We start from the raw sequence: 22,716 nt of genomic DNA on the forward strand, positions 1-22,716 counted from the left end.
GGTGTTCCCGAGTCGTGAGATTTAGCTACGCAAGCTGCCAATGACCTGGAGGTCTTCGAGCGCCTGACGCAGGGCGAGTTGGTGGGGCAGTGCCAAAGGCAAACGCGGGGCGCGAGGGTCACCGACGGGCAGGCCGAGCAGGTTCAGCCCGGCCTTGCTGGCGGCCACATAGTGGGGGCCGCCAACGGCCCGTACGATGGGCAGTATTTTCTTATACAGGGCCAGGGCGGCGTCGCGGTCGCCTCGCTCAACCGCCGCTTCGAACATCTGCGCCGACCATTTGGGCAGCAGGTTGGACGCCACCGCGATCCAGCCGCAGGCGCCCAGCCAGAACGATTCATAGCCCAGGATGCCGGCGAACACATTCATGCGGTCGCCACACAGCTCGATGATGTCACGCACCCGGGTCACTTCCAGGGTCGATTCCTTGATGTAGCGCACGGTATCGATCTGCGCCAGGCGTGCCACTGTGCTGGGCATGAGGTCGACATTGGCGGTGGCCGGGTTGTTGTAGAGCATGATCGGTACGTCTATTGCTTCCCCTACGGCACGGTAGTGGGCGAACAGCTCGTCTTCATTGGGGCAGCTATAGAACGGCGGGATGATCATCACCCCGTCGGCGCCCATGGACTGGGCTTCCAGGCTCAGTTCGACGCAATCGCGGGTCCATTCCGCGCCGGTTCCGACCAGTACCGGAACCCGCCCATTGCTGGTGCGCACGACCGTGTCGATGACCAATTGCCGTTCTTCGCGGGTCATGGAGAGAAACTCTCCGGTACTGCCTAGCGGAATCAGGCCATGGATGCCTTCGGTGATTTGCCAGTCCACCAAACGCTCCAGGGCGGGCACGTCGATAGCCGAGCCGTCGGAGGTGAAAGGCGTGATAAGGACCGTGTAGGTGCCGCGAAAAGTTGTCATGGGTTCATGCTCGCCAGTGATTGCATACCGAGTGTATACGTATACAATCAGTATGCAAACTCATTGAGAGGCGACCATGCATCTGATTCATCCTGCTATTGAGCGCAGCGGCGCCACGTTCGAGCTCTATATGGACGGCGTTGCGGTGCCTGCCTGGGAGGGTGAAACCGTAGCTGCCGCGCTGACGCGCGCCGGCATCCTCGCGCTGCGCCAAACCCGCGACGGCCAGGCGCGCGGGCTGTATTGCGGCATGGGCGCCTGCTTCGAATGCGCGGTTGAGATCGACGGGCAGGCAGGCCAGCGCAGTTGCCTGGTCAAAGTCGCTGACGGCATGCAAGTGCGCAGCGGGCTGCCTGCAGAGTATGCGTTGCAGCCCTTGGCCGAGGCTCCACAGGGCAGCGCGCCACAGGTCGCACGGCCAGATGTCCTGGTGGTGGGCGCCGGTCCTGGAGGCTTGGCCGCCGCGTTGGCGGCGGCGCAAAAGGGGGCCAGCGTTTGGGTGCTGGATGAGCGACCCGAAAGCGGCGGGCAGTTTTACAAGCCACTCGCGCCGTCCCATCGCTTCGTCAAAGCGCCTGCCAAGCAATTTGCCCATGGCTTGGCGCTGCTGGCGCAAGCACGCCAGGCCGGGGTGCGGATCCAGCAAAACGCAACGGTGTGGGCGGCGTTTTCACCCAATGAAGTGGCGGCGGTGATTGCCGGCCAAGCGTGGCTGTTCGAACCCAAACAACTGATTCTGGCCCCCGGCGCCTATGAGCGGCCGGTGCCGTTCCCCGGCTGGACGCTGCCAGGGGTGATGACCACCGGTGCTGCGCAAACCCTGGGCCGAGCGTATCGGGTCGGCGCCGGGCAACGGGTGCTGATCAGCGGCAACGGCCCGCTGAACCTGCAGCTGGCCGCCGAGCTACTCAGCGGCGGCGCAACCGTGTGCGAGGTACTTGAGTCGGCGGCCAAGCCGCGCTTCAAACAATGGCGCCAGGTGGTGCGCATGCTGCGCAGTGGTAGTGACCTTCTGCGCGATGGCGCTGCTTACCTGGGCCGGCTGAAAAGCGCTGGGGTGCCTTTGCACTGGGGCCATAGCGTCATTGCCGCCCACGGCTCGCAGCGTTTGCAAGCCGTCACGGTGGCCGCCGTGGACGCCCATGGCGCGGTGGTGCCGGGTAGTGAGCGGCGGGTCGAGTGCGACGCCCTGTGTCTGGGCCACGGCTTCATTCCCTCGACCGAGCTGGCGCGCATGTTGGGGTGTGAGCAGGTCTTGCGCGAGGCGCCGTTCAGTACCCCGGCCATTCGCACGGGGCTGGACGCCAGCACCTCGGTCCCAGGCGTCTATGTGGTCGGCGACGGTGCGGATGTGGGTGGCGCTCGTGTAGCGTTGGCCCGCGGCACGCTGGCGGGGCTGGCTGTCGCTGTACAGTTGGGTTTAGCCGCAGACCCCCCGCGCCAGCAAGCCGCTGAACGCCAGTTGCAGCGCGCCCAATCTTTCCAGGCGGGCCTGTGGGCGCTGTATCAGGCTCCCCCGGTGAACCTGAACGCACTACCGGACAGCACCCTGGTGTGTCGTTGTGAAGACATCGACTTGGGCACCTTGCGCCAAGCGCTGGATCAAGGCTACGACACGCTGGCCAGCCTCAAGCGCTTCACTCGCTTAGGCATGGGCCGTTGCCAAGGGCGTTATTGCGCGGGGGTGGGCGCCTGTTTGATCAGCCAGCGACTGGGCCGACCCGCCAGTATCGACAGCGGCTTTGCGCCTAGGCCCCCGGCCAAGCCGGTGGCCATCGCCGCGTTAGCCTTCGAGCACGCTGAGTGGGGCGGGCATGTGGCCGCGAGCACGCCCAACCTGGCGCGACCGGTGCAACAGCCGCCGCTGCCTCAGCAACACACCGACGTACTGGTGATTGGTGCCGGAGTGCTGGGCAATTGCCTGGGCTATTACTTGGCCAAGGCAGGGGCGCAGGTGCTGGTGGTGGACCGCGACGATGCCAACCTGCAAGCCTCGGGCGCCAACGCGGGCAGCCTGCATGTGCAATTGCTCTCGTTCGACTTTGGTGCCAAGGCCCAGCGCGGTGGTGGCCCTGCGGCGCAAACGCTGCCTTTGGGCCCTTTGGCCGTGGGCCTCTGGCAGGAGCTGGAACGCCTCAGTGGGCAGTCCATGGAGATCAAATTGACCGGTGGCCTGATGGTCGCCGAGAACGCCCAAGGCCTGCGCTTTCTTGAAGACAAAGTTCGCCTGGAACGCCGCTACGGCATTGCCGCCGAGCTGCTTGACGGCGCGCAGCTGCGCAGGCTTTCAGCGCATTTGTCGGCGGACCTGCTAGGCGCTGAATGGTGCCCCCTGGAAGGCAAGATCAACCCCTTGCGTGCGACCTACCTGGTGGGCGATCTGGCCCGCGGCTTGGGCGCGCGCTTTCAGCGCGGCACCGACGTACAGGCCATCGAAGCCCTGGCCAATGGCGGTTTTCGCGTCACCACCAGTCGCGGCGTGATCGTTGCCAAGCGCGTGGTCAACGCGGCGGGGGCATGGTCCAAGCGGGTTGGGCAATTGCTCGGGGTGAACGTGCCGGTCACGGGCGCACCTTTGCAGATGATTGTCACCGAGCGTGCGCCACCGCTGGTGGACCACCTGATCGCCCACGCCGACCGCCACTTGAGCCTCAAGCAAACGGCCAATGGCGGGCTGCTGATCGGCGGCGGCTGGAGTGCCGGTTTCTCGCCCGCCATGCGTATGAACACGGCACTGCGCGGCAGCATCGAGGGCAACTTATGGGTCGCCACGCGCGTCTTGCCCGCGCTGCGGGGCCTGCATATGCTGCGCAGCTGGGCGGGCATGAACGTAAACATCGACGGCGCGCCGATCCTCGGTGAAGTACCGGGTGTGGCGGGCTTTTTCAACGCCGTGACTTCCAATGGTTATACCTTGGCCCCCATCGTGGCGCGCACCGTGGCCGAATTGATAACCCAAGGGCGCACCGATTTAGATGTGTCTGCGTACCGTATCGAGCGCTTTGGCAACCCTTTATGAACGAGGCTATTTGCAGATGACCGACCCCAAACAGACCTTAGGTGCTGTGATTGACCAAGGCTTCGCTGCTCAAACTGAGATGCTTCAAGCGCTGGTGCGTACCCCTTCAGACAACCCGCCGGGTGACTGCACCCCCCATGCCGAGGTCACCGCACGCCTGCTCGAGGCCATGGGGTTTACGGTAGAGCGGCATACGGTACCGGCTGCGGTGGTCGAGGCGGCGGGTATGGTGAGTGCGACCAACCTGATCGTGCGTCACCGCTTCGGTCCGGGGCCGACCATCGCCCTTAATGCCCATGGCGATGTGGTGCCGCCAGGGCGCGGCTGGAGTAGCGACCCCTACGGCGGCGAGATCCGCGAGGGTTGGTTGTACGGGCGCGGGGCAGCGGTTTCCAAATCTGATATCACCACTTATGCCCATGCGTTGGCCGCCCTGAAAACCCTCGATCTGCCTTTGGCCGGTAGCGTTGAACTGCACATCACCTATGACGAAGAAACCGGCGGTTTAGCCGGGCCCGGCTGGCTGCTCAAAGAAAAACTCAGTGCCCCGGACTACGTACTCAGCGCCGCGTTTTCTTACCACGTGATCACCGCGCACAACGGCTGCCTGCACCTGGAGGTGACCCTGTGCGGAACGTCCGCCCACGCGGCGATGCCCGACACCGGGGTCGATGCGATCGAGGCCAGCGTCGCGGTGTTGCAGGCCCTGTATGGCTACCGCGACAGCCTGCGCGAACGGCGCAGCAGCACGCCTGGGATCAGCCACCCGACCTTGATCGTGGGCCTGATCGAGGGCGGCATTAACACCAACGTGGTTGCCGACCGCCTGACCCTGCGCCTGGACCGACGGATTATCCCCGAGGAGTCGCCTGAAGCGGTCGAAGCCGAACTGCATGAGCTGCTCATCCGCGCAGCGGCCGAGCAGCCCGGGATTACCTTGGACATCAAGCGGGTCCTGCTGGCCAGGCCGTTCACCCCGGTGGCGGGCAGTGAACGCCTGGCGGCGCTGGTCTGCCGCGAAGCCGAGCGAGTGTTTGCCGAGCCCATCACACCTGTGGGCGTGCCGCTGTACACCGACGCGCGGCTTTACAGCGAAGCCGGCATCGCCACGGTGATGTACGGGGCTGGGCCGCGCACCTTGATCGAAGCCAACGGGCACCGCGCCGATGAGCGGGTGCCGTTGGACGACCTGCGGCGGGCCACCCAGGTGGTTGCCAATACGTTGCTTGAGCTGCTCAGCGAGGGCGTACCACGATGATCAACATCAAGGGGCTGTCTAAATTCTATGGCAACTTCCAGGTGCTCAAGGGCTGTACCACCCACATCAATAAAGGCGAAGTGGTGGTGGTCTGTGGCCCGTCGGGTTCCGGCAAGTCGACCTTGATCAAGTGCATCAACGCTCTGGAACCGTTCGACAGCGGTGAAATTCATGTCGACGGCGTCAGTGTCGGGGCTAAAGGCACCGACCTGCCGCTGTTACGCCGACAAGTCGGGATGGTTTTCCAGCAGTTCGAATTATTCCCGCACATGACCGTGATGGATAACCTGGTGATCCCGCAGACCCAGGTACTCAAGCGCCCCAAAGCTGCCGCCCATGAGCGCGGCCAGCGCTTGTTGGAGCGCGTTGGCCTGGGCGCCCAGGCCAGCAAGTTCCCTGGGCAGTTGTCCGGTGGTCAGCAGCAGCGCGTGGCCATTGCGCGGGCCTTGGCGATGGAGCCTAAAGCCATGCTATTCGACGAACCCACGTCGGCGCTCGACCCAGAGATGGTGGCTGAGGTGCTGGCGGTGATGACCGAGTTGGCCCAAGAGGGCATGACCATGTTTTGCGTAACCCACGAAATGGGCTTTGCGCGCAAAGTGGCCGACCGCGTGTTGTTCATGGACGCCGGTGAGATCATCGAAGACGCCCCGGCGGCGCAATTTTTCGATGCCCCGCAGACGCCCCGTGCCCAAGGCTTTCTCCAGCAGATCCTGGCCCATTGAGCGAGGTTTCGCTCAAGTCTCGTCGTGAACTTGGGAAAGGGGGGTGGCGACGCTTTCCAGGGACTTGCGCTCAGCCGCGACACCCCATATAGCCTGCACGCAGGCGGCGCCAATCATCAAGGCGGCGCCAATCACATAGCCAACGAATACGTTGCTACGGTCCTGGCTTTCAATCAACGCGCCAAACAGGCTCGGGCCGACGATCCCGCCCAGACCGGTGCCGAACGCGTAAAACACAGCGATGGCCAGGGCGCGTATTTCCAGCGGGAAGGTTTCGGCAACGGTCAGGTAGGCCGAGCTGGCCGCCGCTGAGGCGAAGAAGAAAATCACGCTCCAGGCCAGAGTTTGCTCAATCACCGTGAGCAGGCCTGCTTGAAACAGATAACCGCTGATGGTCAGCAATACGCCGGAAATTGCGTAGGTCAGGCTGATCATCACGCGGCGCCCGACCACGTCGAACAATCGGCCTAGTAGCAGCGGCCCACAGAAATTGCCCAGGGCAAACGGCAATACATACCAGCCGACTTGCTCGGCAGGCACGTTATAAAAGTCGGTCAGGACCAACGCATAGGTGAAGAAAATCGCGTTGTAGAAAAACGCTTGGGCGGTCAACAGGCTCAGGCCCACCACCGCGCGCATGCGGTGCCGTACGAACAGGGTATTGAACACTTCGGCCAACGGCGTGTGGTCGCGGGCGCGCAGGCGCAGGGGTTTTTCGCTGAGTGGCGCCAGGGTGTGGCCCTCATCGCGAAAGCGCTGCTCGATGGCCTCGACGATTTGCTCGGCCTCGGCGTGGCGCCCATGGATCATCAGCCAGCGGGGGCTCTCTGGAATCCACAGGCGCATAAACACAATGATCAGGCCCAGGCCGGCACCGATAGCGAAGCACAGCCGCCAGCCGTTGTCGCCGCCGACCACGTCGGGGTCGAGCAACACGATAGAGCCCACGGCGCCCAAGGCCGCGCCGATCCAGAAGGTGCCGTTGATGGTCAGGTCGACCCAACCACGGTAGCGCGCGGGGGTGAATTCCTGAATGGTGGAGTTGATCGCGGTGTATTCGCCGCCGATCCCCGCGCCGGTGAGAAAACGGAAAAACAGAAAGCTCCACAGGTTCCACGAGAACGCCGTGAGTGCCGTCGCGCCGATGTACAGAAACAGTGTGATGAAGAACAGTTTGCGCCGCCCCAGGCGGTCGGTCAGCCAGCCGAACAGCAAGGCCCCAAGGACCGCGCCGGCAATATAGGCCGCGCCGGCCAGGCCGATGTCGCTGTTACTGAACTGCAGCGCCGGGCTGCTTTTCAAGGCACCGGCTACGGAGCCGGCGAGGGTGACTTCCAGGCCATCCAGCAGCCAGGTGATGCCCAAGGCAAACACCAGCAGGGTGTGGAAACGGCCCCAGGGTAAACGGTCGAGTCGTGCGGGCAGGTCGGTATGGAAAATCGCTGCGCTGCGCATGGCCTGCCTCGGTTTTTTATAGGCGTGTTTGCCGTGTGAGTGCAGGGTAGGGCGGGGAGTTCAACTGGTGTGGGGTATTGGTGGTGTCTGGAGAATTTGCGTTGGCGGGGGGAAAAGATCGGGGGCAAGCCCCCTCCTACAGCCCCCGATCTTTTTAACGCGACGTCTCGTTAGCCAGCCATTGCTCGATTTCCCCAGGCGGCATGGGCTTCGAGAAGAAATACCCTTGCACCTTGGAACAGCCCAGGCTGGCCAGGGCATTGAGCTCTTCGCGGGTTTCCACGCCTTCGACGATGCATTCCAACTGCATGTCCAGGCTAAGCGCCACCAACGACTTAACGATCTTGTAGCTGGCTGGTTTCTCGTGCAAACCGGTCACGAAGCTGCGGTCGATCTTGATTTTGGTGAAGGCCAGGGAGTGCAATTGGCTGAGGCTGGAGTACCCGGTGCCAAAGTCGTCCAGGGAGATGCCACAGCCCAGTTGGCGGAACACGTCGATGGTGCGGTGTACCTGGACGATGTCTTGCATGATCGCCGTTTCAGTGATTTCCAAGTCCAAGCGGCGTGGGTCGAAACGACTTTCGCGAATCACGCCAGCGATCTGTTCGGTGATTTCATCCGAGCCACAGTCGTGGGCCGAGAGGTTGAACGAAAGGCGGATGTTCTGCGGCCAGCCGTTGGCCGTGGCCAACGCCTTGCGTAACAGCGGTAGGGTCAGGCGGTTGATCATGCCAATGCGCTCGGCCACCGGAATGAACTGATAAGGCGAGACGTTGCCCAGCTTCGGGCTGTGCCAGCGGGCGAGAGCCTCGAAGGCCACGGTGCGCTGGCTGTGCAGGTCGACCACTGGCTGGAAGACTAGGCTGAATTCGTGGTCCACGTCGGCGCGGCGCAGGGCTTGCTCCGTCAAGCCGTCGCGGCGTAGTTGCTCCAGGTGATGGCCAGCAAACAGTGACATAACCCCACGGTTGGTGCGTTTGCTGTGGTACAGCGCGTAGTCGGCGTACTCGAACACCTCGGTGGCGTCGGTGGCGATGTCTGGGAAGGTGGCGATGCCCAGGGACCCGCCGATCTGGATCGGTAGATCGGTCAGCATGAAGGGCGCGGCCAGTGCCCCGCAGACCAGCTGACCGAAGTGCGCGAGCTGTTGGTCATCGGCACCATTGCTCAGGATCAGCGCGAATTCATCACCGCCCAGGCGCGCCAGATGCATGTCCGGGCCGATCAAACCCAGCAGGCGCTGGCCAACCTGAATCAACAGACGGTCGCCCACGCTGTGGCCATAGAGGTCGTTAACGGGCTTGAAGCCGTCCAGGTCGATGATGCCCACGGCCAGCCGGGTATTCTTCGCTTTAGCCCTGGCCAGTTCGCGGTCGAGGGTGGTGAAAAACTGCCGGCGGTTCGGCAGCCCTGTGAGGCTGTCCTGATTGGCCAGCCGCAGGTTCTCGTTGCCGAGTTCTTCAGCACGGGCCTGGGCGTCCACCAGGCGGGTAAACGCGCGGTAATGATTATTGAGGATCACCAGCATGGTGATCGATACCAGCAAGACGTTCAGCGCCGTGGCGATGAAGGTCGGGTTACCAGTGGAAGCGAAAAACACCACGAAGGCAATGTTGACGATCAGCGCCGTAGTCTGCGCGGCGGGGCGCAAATGCATCAAGCTGAAGATCACACCGATAACGGTAATGGCCATGTAGAACGCCACATGGGATTTGCCATAGACGTCGCCATAGGGAAACAACGCCAGCGCCCAGCTGGTAAAGCCGATGGCGATGGGCGCCGAGAGTCGATTGGTGCGCACCAGCGCGCGCAGGATCAGCTCTGTGGACGGCTGCCGATGCCGCGTGAACCACCATACGCAGGCGCGCAACCCGCACACCAGGGTCAGCAGTGTCGGTACGTAGACCACCAGCCACGTGGGGGCGTGCGCCATGTGGGTCCAGGCCAGGGCCCAGGTGTTGACCAGCAAAATGAAGTACATCAGAGGCAGTTGGCGGGCCAGGGCGATGTACTGCGCCTTGAGCAGGCGCGGGTTGTCCGCGCGCACCGAGAAGAACGCCTGCAGCTTTGCGATCAGCGCTTTGCTTGTCAAAGTGATCTCTCTAAGGAGGCGATAGTGCACGCCCGATCCGGTGCCTCTGGCGGGCTCGACGGCGGTCACAGGTTCGAATTGGCGCTGTGCAGGAGTCGTCGTTGGCGCTGTGGTGCTATTGGATCCGCTGGGCAGTGGTTTGATCATAGTCAACTTTTAAAAGGTCGGGTCGGTGCCCGATTCATCAGGTGCTGTTAAACGTGTCGGCGGTGCTGGCCGATTCTGTAGAGGGAGGGGGCGATTGAGATAGATCTGCCAGGGTATTTGACCGTTCGTCCGGAATTGGGCACGATGCCTGGGTGAAGCGCTCTGATACCCAGGGCTGAGATGATCCTGGCCCGGCTATGAAGAGGTGAGCATGACCAACACGCCGAATGCGCCAGATGGGCAAACCCCCTCCAAACCGTCCGATCCTAAAAAAGATCTGGGTTTTGATCCCGACTCCCCGGACCTGGAAGACCCGCAGACCGATCCGATAGGACCTGCAAAAATTCCCGGTGAAGATGACGACAAGTCCTGATCCCCGGCAAACTATCGAGAGCCCCGCTATATTCGCGGGGCTCTTGTCACCTGAATCCATAACAATGAGGCAACAGCATGCGAATTTTGATGGGGGCGCTGACCCTGGCCGCACTGGCCGGTTGCACTGGCAACGGCTCTTGGCGTGAGCAACCGACGCTCTCGGCGTCGAGCACCAAGGCACCGCAGGAATACGCTGCCTGCCTGGCACCCAAGTGGCAGCAGTTCAGCCCGCAAGTGCAGCCCGTCGCCACTGATACCGGTTACCAGATCGATGTGCATGCACCGTTCACCGCTTCGTTGAGCCAAGCGCGTATCGACCAGGAAGGCAGCGGTTCCAAAGTCACCGTGTCGTTGCCCCCTGAGTGGGCCGAAAGCACTGCATGGGCCAATATGGCCAAAGCCTGCCTGTAACCGCGCTATTGTTTCGAAACAGCGCGTGGTCATCCTTTCGCTCCTGCGGCCGATAGCGATTTTGCAAGATGCACAATCTTGCTAAATCGCCCATGTGTGGGCTGCCCGTTGAGCCCAGGAGTGACCGATGGATATTGAAGCGCTTTTTTCCGAACTGCACAGCCTGCCGAGTATTCCCAAGGTCGCCCAAGACCTGATCCAACAGTTCGACAACCCCGCCTCCAGCCTGGAAAGTGTGGCGCGTAACCTCGAGAAAGACCCAGTCATTGCGGCGAAGATCCTGCGCTTGGCCAACTCGGCGCGGTTCCGTGGTGCTCGTGAGTCGGCCAGTATCGAAGATGCGGCCTCGCGCCTGGGCTTCAACACCCTACGCACTCTGGTGCTGGCTTCTGCGGTCACCGGTGCCTTCAAGACTGAAGCGGCCTTCGACCTCAAGGGCTTTTGGCTGAAAAGCTTTCAGGTGGCCAGTATTTCGCGGCTATTGGCCAAACAGGTTGGGGTCGACGCCGAAATCGCCTTCACCTGTGGGGTGATGCACAACATCGGTGAGCTGCTGATCCAGGCCGGCGCGCCAAGGTTTGCCGCCATTATTCGTGCCAGTGGCGCTAGCCGAGCCGCCAATGAAACCCTACAGCTGGGCTTCGGCTACCCGGAAGTGGGCGCCGAGCTGGCTAAGCGCTGGCATCTGCCGGAGCTCATTCGTACCGCCATTGCCTATCAGGCCAATCCATTCCACGCACCTAACAATGCGCCGCTGCCCAAGGTGTTGGCCCAGGCCATCTGCATTTCCGATGCGCTGGAAGCCCACGGTGGCGCCACCCCGGACGCGCGCGTGGCCTTGGAAGGTCCGCTGCTGGAAGGGATTGACCTGGACCTGTTGTTTGAAAAGCTGCCTGCTTTGCTGGAGGCCGATAAAGCCTTTGCCGAGCAACTGACCTAAGCCTTGCCCAGCCTACCGGCGCCAGCGGGCGCCGACGTGCTGGGCCGGCAGGCGGTCACCCTGGCCGTGTAGTTTATGGCGCAGCGTGCCTTCGCTATAGGCGCTTTTGTAGCGCCCGCGGCTTTGCAGTTCAGGCACCACCAGGTCGACGAAATCCACGTAACTTTCGGGCGTGACCGTACGGGTCAGGTTGAAGCCATCCAGACCTGTCTCGTCGACCCAGGCGGTTAGTGCGTCGGCGACCTGTGACGCGCTGCCGACCACGGCGGGGTAGCGCCCGCCCAGGGCGTTTTCTTCGAGGATGCGCCGCACCGTCCAGTCGCTATCACGGGTCAGGGCCTTCACGGCGGACTCGATAGCGTTGTTCTTTTCGTAGCGAATCGGCTCATCCAGCCCATAGCGCGACAAGTCGATGCCGGTGGAGGCCGCATAGTGCGCCAGGCCCGCCTCTGGGCTGGCATAGCGCAGGTACTCGTTGTATTTCTCTTCGGCCTGGGCTGCGCTCGTGCCGACCACCACGCTCAAGCCCATAAATATTTTGATCGCCTGTGGGTCGCGGCCGGCCTGGCGGGCGCTTTCGCGTAGGGCGTTGACCTGTTGGCGCACGCCGACGTGGTCTTTGCCGGAGATAAACACGCATTCGGCATGCTGGCCGGCAAAGCGCAGGCCCCGTGGTGACGCGCCGGCCTGGAACAACACCGGGGTGCGTTGCGGCGAAGGCTCGCACAGGTGGTAGCCCTCGACCTGATAGAACTCGCCATGGTGCTCGACCTTATGCACTTTGTGCGGTTGCGCATAGATGCGCTGCTGGCGGTCGTTGAGTACGGCGTCGTCGGCCCAGCTGCCTTCCCACAGTTTGTACAGCACCTCGAGGTATTCGTCGGCTTGGTCGTAGCGCCGGTCGTGCTCCACCTGGGCCGGGCGACCCATGGCGCGGGCGGCGCTTTCCAGGTAACCGGTGACGATGTTCCAGCCCACCCGGCCTTCACTCAGGTGGTCGAGAGTGGACATGCGGCGGGCGAATAGATAGGGCGCTTCGTAGCTCAAGTTGGCCGTCAGGCCAAAGCCCAGGTGCTGGGTCACCGCCGCCATGGCCGACACTAGCATCAAGGGGTCGTTGACGGGCAGTTGAATGCTCTCTTGCAGGGACAGGTCGACATTCCCCCGATAAACATCGTAGGTGCCGACGATGTCAGCCAGAAACAGCCCATCGAACAGCCCGCGCTCCAGGGTTTGCGCCAGTTCGGTCCAGTAGCTCAGCCGCTTGTAGTCGGTCGAGCGGTCCCTGGGGTGGGTCCATAGCCCGTGGTTGATATGGCCCACGCAGTTCATGTTGAAGGCATTGAGGAGGATTTTTTTCGCCGCAGTCATTTACAGGTAACCCTTACGCGGTGGTCGTTGGCCATTGAGGTGGTAGTTGCCGATCGCGTGGAATTTCCAGCGCACGGGGTCGTGCAGGGTATGCACGCGAGCATTGCGCCAATAGCGGTCGAGGCCATGTTCTGCCAGTGACGCGCGGGCGCCGCCGAGTTCGATCAGCTTGCTGGCGGCGCTCAGCGACACTTCGGTACTCAAGGCCCGGGCTTCGGCCACGGCCAGGGACGCTTGGGCCAGGTTTTCTGGATCGGGCGCCAGGCGCGTGCGGTCCAGGGCCAAGCCGGCGTTCTCCAGCAGCGCTTCAGCGGCGTGTAGGCGGATGGCCAAACGGCCGATTTCGCTGATTGTCAGCGGGTCGTGATAAGCCTGCTCGACCCCGGCGTCTGGCCAGGGGCGTGCGTGTCGGCGAATGAACTGCAGCGCCGCTTCGAACGCGCCGCGAGCCAAGCCGGTGTCGATGGCCGCGTGGAGGATCTGCGCAAAGGGGCCGACGCTGGTAGGGCGCTCGAAGGCGCTTTGGAACGGCACCACGTCGGCGGCGCTGACGTAGACGTTATCGAGCACCACTGAGCCGCTGCCGGTGGTGCGCTGGCCGAACCCTGACCAGTCGTCGATGATGCTCAGGCCTGGCGCATCCCGTTGCACGAACGCCATGTGCTGTACGCCGTTGGCATCTACCGCCGAGGTAGGGATGCGCTGCGCGTACAGCGCGCCGGTGGCGTAAAATTTGCGCCCGTTGAGGCGAAACCCCTCACCTTCGGCGGTCAGCGTGGTGGTGCGTACCTGGGAGGTCTTGCCCCCCGGTTCCGCCAGGGCATTGCCGAAGCGCACCCCGGCCAGCGCTTCGCCGAACAACCGCTGCTGTTGCTGTTGGGTACCGTTTACTCGCAGCACTTCCAGGGCATAGAAATGGTTCTGGGGAATCTGCCCCAGTGAGCCATCGGCGGCGGCAATGCGGGCGATCACTTGGGCCAGGGTAACGCTGCTGACCCCCGCACCGCCGAATGCCTTGGGCACGCTGATGCCCCACAGCCCCGACGCCGAAAAGCGTTGCAGTTCGGCCCAGGGTAGGCGTCGTTCACGGTCGCGCACGCTGGCCTCTTGGGCGAACGCCTGGGCCAGCTCAGCGGCGACCTGTAGGGCCTGTTGATCATTCTCGATCAGCGCAGCCGGTGTGTCGGTGTAGAGAGCGCTCATGGTCAGATCCAAGCGTGGCGCGGTGGCAGCGCACCGTTGAGGTAGTAGTTACCCACGGCGTGGACCTTCCAGCGCACGGGGTCATGGAGGGTGTGGGTGCGGGCGTTACGCCAATGCCGGTCGAGGTTATACTCGGCCAGGGTTGCTCGGCTGCCGCCCAGTTCGAAGAGCTTTTCGCTGCTCAGCAGGGCGATTTCAGTGGTCAGCACTTTGGCTTCGGCCACGGCAATGGAAGCTCTTGCGGCGCTGTCGGCATCGATGGGCGCCGCAGTCACTTCGTCCAGCACCCGTGCGGCCCGGGCCAGCAAAGCATCGGCCGCGTGCAGCTCGAGCTGCAACTTGCCCACTTCGGCGATCAGGTAGGGCTCCAGCCGGGCTTCGTCAACGTTGGCGTCTGCCCACGGCCTGGCCCGCTCGCGCACGAAACTTAGGGTGTCGGCCAGTGCGCCGTGGGCGATCCCGGCATCAATGGCTGCTTGGATCAGCTGCGCGTAGGCGCCTTGAATATTGGCCGTGTGGCTCAGCCGGTCGTTGGGCAGTACGTGGCTGGCCGGCACCGCAACGTTGTCCAGCAGTACTGTACCGCTGGCCGTGGTGCGCTGGCCGAAGCCCGACCAGTCGTCGACGATACGCAGCCCTTCAGTGCCGCGCGCCACGAAGCCAAGCACCTGGCGCCCTTCATCGTCCAGGGCTTTGACCGTCACCCAATGGGCGAACAGCGCGCCGGTGGAATAGAACTTTTGCCCGCTGAAACGGTAGCTGCCGTCGGCCTGGCGCAGTGCTCGGGCCTGCAGGTCCAAGGTGTGCTTGCTGTTGCGTTCGGGCCCGGCGTTGCCGATTCGCCAGCCTTGCAGGATCTTCCCGTAGAAATAGCGCTGTTGCGCCTCGTCGGCGACGTGGGCGATGACGCTGGTGAGGCCGAAATGGTTTTGCGGGATCTGCCCCAGGGCCGGGTCGGCGGCGCAAATCAGCTTGAACACCTGGGCGATGGTCGCATACGACACCCCAGGCCCACCAAACGCGCGCGGCACGCTAATACTGCCCAGCCCGCTCGCGGTGAAGCGTTCAAGCTCGGCCCATGGCAGGCGCCGATCACGGTCCCGCACGGCGGCGTCAACCTTGGCATAGGCAGCGAAGTGCTGGGCGACATCCAGGGCTTCGGCGTCGTTGGCAATAATGTGGGCGGGGTGCAGGGCAGGGGGTTGGTCCACCCCATGCCCATGGGCAAATGCAGTCACACTCGAACCTCGCGAATAGAAGAATGGGGCGCTGTCCGGTGGACCGGTTTATTTAGATTAATAGGGAATAACCGAAAAACTAAATAGCCTTTTCGAATATATATAGAGAGGTTGTGGTTGGATGTGCGAGGGTAAAAGATCGTGCCCTGACGGTCTTGAAGGAGTTCGGGGGCAAGGCCCCGTCCTACACCCCCGATCTTTTGCTTGCGCGTTTTTGTTTGCGATCGGCGCCTGCGGGATGGGCCATACACGTTAAACTGGTCGATCTTTACGGCATTTATATCGCCTTCACCGCCTGATTCAGTCAGGTGTCTATACCTAGGACTTTCCTTTTATGAGTTATTTTTTTCCCCGTCTTGCCTTGGCCTGTGGCCTTTTCATCGCCAGTGTCGCCAACGCCGCCAAAGCCCCACCGCCGGTTGTGCACCTGACCGTTTTGAGCGCGGGTGGGATCATGGGCGCCATGCAAGCCATAGCGCCGGAGTACGAAAAAGCCACCGGCGTGAAGTTGGTGCTGGAAGCAGCCCCGCCTAGAGGCCAGGCTGCCGAAGCGATCCCCGCCCGCCTGGCCCGCCAAGAGCCCGCGGACGTGGTACTCCTGGCCGGCGCCACGTTGGACAAATTGGTCTATCAGGGGCAAGTGGAGAAAAATAGCCGGGTGGACCTGGGCAAGTCGTTTATCGCCATGGCAGTGCGCCAAGGGGCACCGCATCCGGACATCGGCAGCATGGAGGCCTTCCGCCAGACTTTGCTGGACGCCCAGTCCCTCGCGTATTCAGACAGCTCCAGCGGGATTTACCTGTCGCACCTGTTGTTCCCGCGCATGAAGCTGCAGGCGCAACTCAAGGACAAGAGCCTGACCGTGCCCGAAGGGCCCGTGGGGGAAGTCATTGCACGGGGCGAAGCGCAACTGGGCTTCCAGCAACTTAGTGAGCTGAAGCCAGTGGCGGGCATCGATATCGTCGGCCTGATCCCCGACCAGGCGCAGCAGATGACTCTATACTCCGCCGCCGTGGTCAGCCGCAGCGGCTATCCCCAGCAAGCCCAGGCCCTGCTGGACTACCTGCTCACGGCGCCAGCCCAAAAAGCCATCGAGCAGAGCGGCCTGAAACCCGTCAAGCACCCGCACGGCTGACGCCAGGTGCCGGTTCAGACAAACAGCGGGGCGGGTTGAGGGGCGTTGAGTAGGCCGCGCCCATGCGGGGGCTCGCTAACGGGCACCACGCAGGAGAGGGCTTGCAGCGGAAAGCGGTTGGCATCGCAAAGGGCGGCAAAGCGCTCTGCCGAGATGGGCCGGCTAAAGAAATAGCCTTGTGCCTCATGGCAGCCGAACTCGCGGACCAATTCCATGCATTTGAAGGTTTCGATGCCTTCGGCCACCGTGCGGTACCCGAGATCGTGGGCCAATTGAAAAATTGAGCGGGCAATTACGCGGTTGCGTTTGCTGTGTTCCAGGTTAGTGACAATCGACTGATCGAGCTTGATCACATTGGCCGGAATTTCGTGCAGGTAAGCGAAATTGCTGTAGCCGGTGCCGAAGTCATCGATGGCCACATCGGCGCCCAACCCACGAATCTTCGCCAACTGCTCCAGCACATTGGGGTTGCTGCGAATCCACTCACCTTCGGTGATTTCGAATTCCAGGCGTTGTGCATCCACATGATGTTCCACGCAGGCCTGCTGGATCGCATCAGCGATGCCCAAGCCTTGGAAATCCAGGGGCGAGAGGTTGATCGACAGCTTGCAGTCCAGGTTGCTCCAGCGGGTCATGGTCTGCATGGCGTTATCCAGAACCCAGCGCGTCACGCGGCTGATTTGAGCATCACGCTCGATCACTGGGATAAATTCGGCTGGGGAGATCTGCCCCAGTACCGGGTGTTTCCAGCGCAGCAGCGCTTCGGCACTAACCTGCCGGCCGTCGCCGAGGCTGAAACGGGGTTGGAACTCCAGATAAATCTCGCCGTTGGTCAGGGCGCGTGGCAAGTCATTAATGAAAGTGAAGGCGCGACGATAGGCACTGTCTTTCACCGCATCGTAGGTCGCCCAATAGGTGCGGCCCTGGGTGGCGGTTTCCACCGCATACATCGCCTTGCGCAATAAGTCGGTGATGCTCTCGTCAGGGCTGTCGAACTGCGCCACGCCCGCACGCGCTGCCGGTTGCGTAGTGACCCCTTCGAGTAATTCGCTTTCGCACAACATCAATACCACCGAGTGCACCATGGCTTCGCGGTGAGGGATCTGCGCGGGCAACATGAAGCAGAACTGCCGTTCGCTGATGTGGTACAGCGGCGTGGTGTCTTCCAGGCGCCGACTCAGGCGCTCTGCCAGGCGCTTGATCACCGCATGCAGGGGGCGGATGCCGTGGGTCAGGGTCATGCCCTGGCCCCAGTGGCGGTCGAGGGCGTCGATCATCACCAGCAATCGGCCGTCTTCGGCTGGATTGCGGTAGGCGTGGTCGACCAGAAACTGGCGCAGGTTGGGCAGCCCCGTGATGGGGTCGCGGTGATTGAGCATCTGCCGCTGCTCGATCTGCGCCATGACCATCTCGGCGAAGTCTTTCAGCGCACGCCGCTCGGTTTCCTCGAGTTGGTCCGGCAGCCGGTTGATGATGCACAGGCTACCCAGCACCAAGCCCTGGCGCGTCTTGAGCTGCGCCCCGGCATAAAAGCGAATGCCGCCTTCACGGGTCACCAGGGCGTTGGCAACGAAGCGTGGGTCCTGGCAGGCGTTGGGCACCACCATGACGTCGTCTTGGCGAATGGTATGGGCACAGAACGATTGATCGATGGGGGTCTCGGGCGCATCGAAACCGACCCGGCCGGCGAACCACTGTCGGTCCTTTTCCACTAGCGAAACCAGCACGGTGGGCACTTTGAAGTACGCTGCTGCCAGGCGGCAGATGCGGTCGAAGTCTTCACTTTTGGCGGTTTCCAACCACTGCAGGGCGTGGACTGCTGCCAGCCGCTCTTGTTCAGCGTGGATAGGGTCGGACATGGGATTCTCTTCGGCGGTATAAGTGATTGCTAAATGACATCACTCCTGTGATTGCTGTTTTACCGGAAAAGTTTCCCGATGCCGACTGATATTTTTCATCAGGCGACGGGCGTAGCTAAGGGGCGCGATTGCGACACGCGACGAGCGAAAGCCTGTGTGGCTATCGCCCGCCGCGGCTATTTCTTTAGGTTCTGTACGTAAAGTGCCTGCGCGTCGACCATGCTGCGTTAAAAACAGGCTCGGGCGCGAGTCCGATCGGAATGCTCATTGACAACCAGTCAAGTCGAATGCGACTCCAACCGTTCCTCGCCTGTTTTTGCCTTGCCTGATCGCCGCTCGGCGACTTTACGTACAGAACCTAGTAACCCACGGTGAAACGTTGGCGCGAATGCTGAGGGCGCTCGACCTCGTCCAGCATGGCAATGGCGAAGTCGGCGAAGCTGATCCAGCTCCGGCCTTCGGCGTCCACCAACAGGTGCTCCTGGCCCAGCTTGAACTGCCCGGTACGCGGCCCTTCAACGAATTCGGCTGAGGGCGACAGGAAGGTCCAATCCAGGGCCTGCTCGTTGCGCAGCTCATCGAGAAACAGGCTGCCTGCGCTGGCTTCGGCCTTGTACTCCGGTGGAAAGCCAGGGCTGTCGATTACCCGCTCGTTGGACGGTAGCAGCAGGCTGCCGGCGCCGCCGACGACCAGCAGGCGTTTGACCCCGGCTTGCTTGGCCGGCTCGACCAGCGCCGCCGCCGGCACGGTGCTGAAGTGCGCGGCGCTGAGGACGACGTCGTGGCCCGACAGCGCCTGCTGCAAAGCGTGGCTGTCGAGTACGTCGACTGCCACGGCGTTGACATCACTGCGCGCCGCGAGGCTCGAGACGTTACGGGCCAAGGCGCTCACAGTGTGGCCGCGGCGCAGGGCTTCTTCCAACAGTTGGCTGCCAGCACGACCGGTGGCACCGATGATTGCGATCTTGCTCATAGGGAGCTCCTTTCAGGTAGATGAATAAAGTGGGGGCCTGGCACGAGCTTAGTTGCGTATCCCATAGGTAAAAATGCGATATTTGCCCATAGTTTATTTCTAAAACCGGGCAAATCATGGACCGTCTCACTGCAATGCGGGTGTTCGTCAGCGTGGTCGAGCTAGGTAGTCAGTCGGCGGCGGCCGATCATCTGGACCTCTCTCGGCCGGTGGTTTCCCGCTACTTGGCGGAATTGGAAGACTGGGTCGGCGCGCGCCTGATGCACCGCACTACACGTAAACTGAGCCTGACCGCGGCGGGCCTGGAAACCCTCCCGCGCTGCCGGCAGATGCTGGAGCTGGCCCTTGACCTGCACGCGGCGGTCAGCCTGCCCGAAGCGCAGCCCCAGGGCGAACTGCGCATCAGTGCCAGTACCTCGTTCGGCCAGACCCACCTGGCCGACGCGCTGGCTGATTTTGTAGCCCTTTATCCCGGGGTGCGGATCGACCTGCAGTTGCTCGATCGCACCGTCAACTTGGTGGATGAGCGGATCGACCTGGCAATACGCACCACTGGCGACGTCGAGCCTCAATTGATCGCCCGGCGTTTATCGGTATGTCGCTCGGTCATCTGTGCCGCACCCGCGTACCTGCAGCGCCATGGGCAGCCCAGCGAAATTGCCCAGTTGAGCGAGCACAATTGCTTGACCCATTCCTACTTCGGCCGCCATGTCTGGCCGTTCGAGATCGATGGGCAGGTGGTAGAAGTCGCGGTTCAGGGCAATTTGACCGCCAACGAAGTCATGACCCTGCAGCGAGCCACGCTGCGTGGGGCTGGGGTCGCCATGTTGCCGAGCTATCTGGTGGGGCCGGCGGTGGCAAGTGGCGAGCTGGTGCGCCTGCTACCCCACGCCAGGTTGCGCGACCTTGATCTGTTCGCGGTGTATGCCTCGCGCAAGCACATGCCCAACGCCCTGCGGCGGTTGCTGGATTTTCTCGCCGAACGGTTCCCGCGGGAGCCGGATTGGGATCGTTGGTTGGAGATTCCCGCCGGGGCAACGGCAGCGCCAGCCGCCCCTGCGGCACCTCAAACTAAGCCGCCGTGAGTGCCAGCGCCGCCAGTGCCGCCAATAGCGCGGGTGGCATCACCAGCACGCCCAAGCGCAGGAATTCCAGGGCGCTCACGTGCAAGCCCTCGCGTCGTACCGCCACCAGCCACAGCAAGGTTGCCAGGGAACCGGTGATCGATAGATTGGGCCCCAGGTCGACACCAATCAGCAGCGCGCTGGTGGTCTGCAGGGGCAGTGTGGCGGTTTGCCCCAGGGAGGCTGCGATAAGCCCGGCGGGTAAATTGTTCATCAGGTTGCTGGCCAAACCTATGCCAAGGCCTGCGGCCCAACTGGCCTGTTGTGGTGAATGGCTGGCCAGGGCTTGCAACGCTTGGCCCAATTGGCCAATGACGCCCGTATGGGCAACGCCCTCGACTAGTACGAATAACCCGGCAACCAAGGGCAGCACCCCCCAGGACAGATGCTTGAGCACGTGTTTGGGATTGCGCCGCAGGCGCAGGTGGATCAGCGCCGCCGAGGCCACCCCCGCGCAAAACGTCGGTAGGCCCAGTTCCAGGCCCAGCGCCGATGCCACCAGCAAGGTTACCGCCGTCAGAACAATGCCCACTGCCGCCAGGCGCCCGCCTGTGCCTAGTACCTGAGGCTCGAAGGTGGTCTGCAGTGGTTGGCGCAGCTGTTCGCGTTGGGTCAAGCGCAGGGCCACATAGGTGACGGCAATGGCTGCTGCCGAGGGCAGGCTGAAGTGCCAGAGCCAGGTCGCCAGCGGTGGCATCTGCGCGCCGAATATCACTAGGTTGGCCGGGTTGGAAATGGGCAAGACGAAGCTGGCGGCATTAGCGATAAATGCGCAAACGAACAGATAGGGCAGGGGCGGTGCCTTGGCTGCTCGGGCTGCGGCATACACCGCCGGGGTCAGAACGACCGCGGTCGCATCGTTGGACAGAAACACCGTCACCACGATCCCCACCAGAAAGACCAGGTCAAACAGGCGCGTCGCCGAGCCTTTGGCATGGCGTGCGGCGAACATGGCCAGCCAGTCGAACAGGCCCTCCTGGCGCGCCAGCTCGGCCAGGACCATCATGCCGAGCAAGAACAGGTAGACGTCGCCGCCTTCGGCCACCGCATGCCCGGCTGCCCTGAGGGGTAGCAGACCCAGCACCACCAAGAGCGCCGCGCCGCTCAGGGCCCAGACGTATTCAGGCACCCGCCACGGGCGCAAGATCACACCCGCTGTGGCGATAGCGGCGATCACCCAAGTAATCAGAGCAGAATGACTCTCTAGCATGGGTGCCTCACGCCGCCTGTGGGGTGGGTTTGGACGGCTCGTTAGCCGTCGCCCGCGCCAAAGTTTCTGGCATTTTCAGCCAGACCAGGGCCAGCGCCAGCGTGGCAATCGCCGCCAGGGTCAGGAAGGCGGCGTTGTAGCCGCCCCACTTGACCGCGAACCCGGCAACGCTGCTGCTCAGCGCCGCGCCCAGGCCAAAGGCGGTGGACAGCACGCCGAGGCTGACGTTGAAGCGCCCCGTGCCATGGGTGAGGTCTTTGATCACTAAGGGAAACATGACGCCGAAAATCCCTGCGCCGAAGCCGTCGAGCAGTTGCACGGCGACCAGCCAGTACGGGTCATCGGACAAGGTGTACAGCAAGCCACGTATCGGCAGTATGACAAAGCCTAGCAACAGCAAGGGTTTGCGTCCCCACTGGTCGGCTTTGGCCCCTGCCAGCATGGCCACCGGCACCATTACCAATTGCGCGGCGACAATGCACAGTGAGGTCAACGGGGTGGCCATGCTCAAGTCAATCTGCGCGAGCTTTTGGCTGACCAGGGGCAACATGGCGGCGTTGGCGAGGTGAAACAGCGCGCAGCAGATGGCAAATGTCATCAAAGAGCGATTGCTCAGGAGTACCCGCCAGCCCGAAGGTTGGTCGCTATGGTCGCGGGTCTTATCGAGGCCGCGGGCCACGTCATGGTCGATAGCCCGGGCCGATACCCCGGCAATAGCGAACACGCTGGCCACCGCCATAACGGCCATCAGGTAGAACACCGCGACCGGACCGAACAGGTAAGCGAAGCCTCCCGCGAGCATGGCAGCGACAGCGTTGCCGGCGTGGTTGAAGGTTTCATTGCGCCCGGTACGCCGGGTGAAGGCTTTGGGGCCGGTGATACCAAGCGAAATGGCGGCGATGGCGGGGGCAAATACAGAGGCAGCAATGCTGCTTAAGCCCTGGGTGAGGGCGACTAGGGTGAAGGATTCGGTGAAGGGCAGCACTAGGCAACTGGCCGTAACCATCAGTGCAGCGACGGCCACTAGCGCGCGTTTGCTGCGGGTGCGGTCGATCAGCGCGCCGGCCAAGCCCTGGGTGGCCAGGCCAGCCAAGGCGGCGATGGTCATGACCACACCAATACTGGCAGGGTCCCAGTGATGGACCGCCAGCAGATAAATCGCCAGGTAGGGGCCAAGGCCATCGCGTACGTCGGCCAAAAAGAAGTTCAATGCATCGAGGGACCGGCTGTTGCGCTGATCGAGGGAGAGGGCCATGGCAGTTC

At 62.8% G+C, this 22,716-nt stretch carries 18 protein-coding genes; 8 read left to right on the plus strand and 10 right to left on the minus strand.

What is annotated here, in order from left to right; all coding sequences use genetic code 11:
• Positions 1–21: 21 nt before the first annotated feature.
• On the minus strand, positions 22–918 hold the full coding sequence (dapA, locus tag QCL65_RS10945; protein ID WP_407316240.1) for a 4-hydroxy-tetrahydrodipicolinate synthase: 897 nt from the start codon (positions 916–918) through the stop codon (positions 22–24).
• Positions 919–994: 76 nt separating this feature from the next.
• On the opposite strand from dapA, the gene QCL65_RS10950 reads away from it, so the two are divergent.
• From QCL65_RS10950 to QCL65_RS10960, 3 genes are read left to right on the plus strand one after another with little or no spacing between them, the layout of a single operon-like run.
• Entirely contained in the window at positions 995–3,937 is a 2,943-nt protein-coding gene (locus tag QCL65_RS10950) for an FAD-dependent oxidoreductase (RefSeq protein ID WP_407316241.1), read from the plus strand.
• A 16-nt stretch (positions 3,938–3,953) separates the two neighbouring features.
• The gene (locus tag QCL65_RS10955) at positions 3,954–5,195 is read left to right on the plus strand and encodes a M20/M25/M40 family metallo-hydrolase (protein ID WP_407316242.1); all 1,242 of its coding nucleotides are present in this window, start codon (positions 3,954–3,956) and stop codon (positions 5,193–5,195) included.
• Complete coding sequence (locus QCL65_RS10960) at positions 5,192–5,920, plus strand: amino acid ABC transporter ATP-binding protein (RefSeq protein ID WP_407316243.1); 729 nt, start codon at positions 5,192–5,194, stop codon at positions 5,918–5,920. The genes QCL65_RS10955 and QCL65_RS10960 overlap by 4 nt, the downstream gene beginning before the upstream one ends.
• A 12-nt stretch (positions 5,921–5,932) precedes the next feature.
• Here the strand turns inward: QCL65_RS10960 and QCL65_RS10965 are convergent, their stop codons facing one another.
• Together QCL65_RS10965 and QCL65_RS10970 are read right to left on the minus strand one after the other, a co-directional pair.
• Positions 5,933–7,375 (minus strand): MFS transporter, encoded by a 1,443-nt coding sequence (locus tag QCL65_RS10965; protein ID WP_407316244.1) that lies wholly within the window; start codon positions 7,373–7,375, stop codon positions 5,933–5,935.
• 154 nt (positions 7,376–7,529) lie between these two features.
• A complete protein-coding gene (locus tag QCL65_RS10970) occupies positions 7,530–9,467 on the minus strand; it encodes a putative bifunctional diguanylate cyclase/phosphodiesterase (RefSeq protein WP_407316245.1) in 1,938 nt (645 codons plus the stop codon).
• A 358-nt stretch (positions 9,468–9,825) separates the two neighbouring features.
• On the opposite strand from QCL65_RS10970, the gene QCL65_RS10975 reads away from it, so the two are divergent.
• From QCL65_RS10975 to QCL65_RS10985, 3 genes are all read left to right on the plus strand, one after another.
• Positions 9,826–9,987 (plus strand): DUF6021 family protein, encoded by a 162-nt coding sequence (locus QCL65_RS10975; RefSeq protein WP_407316246.1) that lies wholly within the window; start codon positions 9,826–9,828, stop codon positions 9,985–9,987.
• A gap of 77 nt (positions 9,988–10,064) precedes the next feature.
• Positions 10,065–10,400: a hypothetical protein gene (locus QCL65_RS10980; protein ID WP_407316247.1), complete on the plus strand. Its 336-nt coding sequence runs from the start codon at positions 10,065–10,067 to the stop codon at positions 10,398–10,400.
• 127 nt (positions 10,401–10,527) lie between these two features.
• Complete coding sequence (locus tag QCL65_RS10985; RefSeq protein WP_407316248.1) at positions 10,528–11,340, plus strand: HDOD domain-containing protein; 813 nt, start codon at positions 10,528–10,530, stop codon at positions 11,338–11,340.
• A 12-nt stretch (positions 11,341–11,352) separates the two neighbouring features.
• Here QCL65_RS10985 and QCL65_RS10990 read toward each other — a convergent pair whose 3' ends face one another.
• Genes QCL65_RS10990 through QCL65_RS11000 form a run of 3 tightly spaced genes read right to left on the minus strand, consistent with a single transcriptional unit; the run spans position 11,353 to position 15,152 of the window.
• Entirely contained in the window at positions 11,353–12,711 is a 1,359-nt protein-coding gene (locus QCL65_RS10990; protein WP_407316249.1) for an LLM class flavin-dependent oxidoreductase, read from the minus strand.
• The gene (locus QCL65_RS10995) at positions 12,712–13,914 is read right to left on the minus strand and encodes an SfnB family sulfur acquisition oxidoreductase (protein WP_407316250.1); all 1,203 of its coding nucleotides are present in this window, start codon (positions 13,912–13,914) and stop codon (positions 12,712–12,714) included.
• Positions 13,915–13,916: 2 nt separating this feature from the next.
• Positions 13,917–15,152 (minus strand): SfnB family sulfur acquisition oxidoreductase, encoded by a 1,236-nt coding sequence (locus QCL65_RS11000; protein ID WP_407316251.1) that lies wholly within the window; start codon positions 15,150–15,152, stop codon positions 13,917–13,919.
• A gap of 334 nt (positions 15,153–15,486) precedes the next feature.
• On the opposite strand from QCL65_RS11000, the gene QCL65_RS11005 reads away from it, so the two are divergent.
• A complete protein-coding gene (locus QCL65_RS11005; protein ID WP_407316252.1) occupies positions 15,487–16,287 on the plus strand; it encodes a substrate-binding domain-containing protein in 801 nt (266 codons plus the stop codon).
• A gap of 14 nt (positions 16,288–16,301) precedes the next feature.
• On the opposite strand, the gene QCL65_RS11010 is transcribed toward QCL65_RS11005, so the two are convergent.
• A complete protein-coding gene (locus QCL65_RS11010) occupies positions 16,302–18,146 on the minus strand; it encodes a putative bifunctional diguanylate cyclase/phosphodiesterase (RefSeq protein WP_407316253.1) in 1,845 nt (614 codons plus the stop codon).
• 358 nt (positions 18,147–18,504) lie between these two features.
• The gene (locus tag QCL65_RS11015) at positions 18,505–19,119 is read right to left on the minus strand and encodes an NAD(P)-dependent oxidoreductase (protein ID WP_407316254.1); all 615 of its coding nucleotides are present in this window, start codon (positions 19,117–19,119) and stop codon (positions 18,505–18,507) included.
• Positions 19,120–19,235: 116 nt separating this feature from the next.
• On the opposite strand from QCL65_RS11015, the gene QCL65_RS11020 reads away from it, so the two are divergent.
• A complete protein-coding gene (locus QCL65_RS11020) occupies positions 19,236–20,204 on the plus strand; it encodes a LysR family transcriptional regulator (protein WP_407316255.1) in 969 nt (322 codons plus the stop codon).
• Here the strand turns inward: QCL65_RS11020 and QCL65_RS11025 are convergent.
• Positions 20,191–21,453 carry an arsenic transporter gene (locus tag QCL65_RS11025; RefSeq protein WP_407316256.1) on the minus strand — a complete coding sequence of 421 codons (1,263 nt, stop codon included), beginning with the start codon at positions 21,451–21,453 and terminating at the stop codon, positions 20,191–20,193. The two genes, QCL65_RS11020 and QCL65_RS11025, sit on opposite strands and share 14 nt — an antisense overlap.
• A 7-nt stretch (positions 21,454–21,460) precedes the next feature.
• Positions 21,461–22,708: an MFS transporter gene (locus QCL65_RS11030; RefSeq protein ID WP_407316257.1), complete on the minus strand. Its 1,248-nt coding sequence runs from the start codon at positions 22,706–22,708 to the stop codon at positions 21,461–21,463.
• Between the last annotated feature and the right edge of the window lie 8 nt (positions 22,709–22,716).

Source organism: Pseudomonas sp. nanlin1 (genome assembly GCF_045571515.1).
In the GTDB taxonomy this organism is placed as follows: Bacteria; Pseudomonadota; Gammaproteobacteria; order Pseudomonadales; family Pseudomonadaceae; genus Aquipseudomonas.

Bases quoted from the DNA above. Each gene is read 5' to 3' on its own strand.
- dapA (WP_407316240.1), bottom strand. From the start codon at position 918: ATGACAACTTTTCGCGGCACCTACACGGTCCTTATCACGCCTTTCACC.
- QCL65_RS10950 (WP_407316241.1), top strand. From the start codon at position 995: ATGCATCTGATTCATCCTGCTATTGAGCGCAGCGGCGCCACGTTCGAG.
- QCL65_RS10955 (WP_407316242.1), top strand. From the start codon at position 3,954: ATGACCGACCCCAAACAGACCTTAGGTGCTGTGATTGACCAAGGCTTC.
- QCL65_RS10960 (WP_407316243.1), top strand. From the start codon at position 5,192: ATGATCAACATCAAGGGGCTGTCTAAATTCTATGGCAACTTCCAGGTG.
- QCL65_RS10965 (WP_407316244.1), bottom strand. From the start codon at position 7,375: ATGCGCAGCGCAGCGATTTTCCATACCGACCTGCCCGCACGACTCGAC.
- QCL65_RS10975 (WP_407316246.1), top strand. From the start codon at position 9,826: ATGACCAACACGCCGAATGCGCCAGATGGGCAAACCCCCTCCAAACCG.
- QCL65_RS10980 (WP_407316247.1), top strand. From the start codon at position 10,065: ATGCGAATTTTGATGGGGGCGCTGACCCTGGCCGCACTGGCCGGTTGC.
- QCL65_RS10985 (WP_407316248.1), top strand. From the start codon at position 10,528: ATGGATATTGAAGCGCTTTTTTCCGAACTGCACAGCCTGCCGAGTATT.
- QCL65_RS10990 (WP_407316249.1), bottom strand. From the start codon at position 12,711: ATGACTGCGGCGAAAAAAATCCTCCTCAATGCCTTCAACATGAACTGC.
- QCL65_RS10995 (WP_407316250.1), bottom strand. From the start codon at position 13,914: ATGAGCGCTCTCTACACCGACACACCGGCTGCGCTGATCGAGAATGAT.
- QCL65_RS11005 (WP_407316252.1), top strand. From the start codon at position 15,487: ATGAGTTATTTTTTTCCCCGTCTTGCCTTGGCCTGTGGCCTTTTCATC.
- QCL65_RS11010 (WP_407316253.1), bottom strand. From the start codon at position 18,146: ATGTCCGACCCTATCCACGCTGAACAAGAGCGGCTGGCAGCAGTCCAC.
- QCL65_RS11015 (WP_407316254.1), bottom strand. From the start codon at position 19,119: ATGAGCAAGATCGCAATCATCGGTGCCACCGGTCGTGCTGGCAGCCAA.
- QCL65_RS11020 (WP_407316255.1), top strand. From the start codon at position 19,236: ATGGACCGTCTCACTGCAATGCGGGTGTTCGTCAGCGTGGTCGAGCTA.
- QCL65_RS11025 (WP_407316256.1), bottom strand. From the start codon at position 21,453: ATGCTAGAGAGTCATTCTGCTCTGATTACTTGGGTGATCGCCGCTATC.
- QCL65_RS11030 (WP_407316257.1), bottom strand. From the start codon at position 22,708: ATGGCCCTCTCCCTCGATCAGCGCAACAGCCGGTCCCTCGATGCATTG.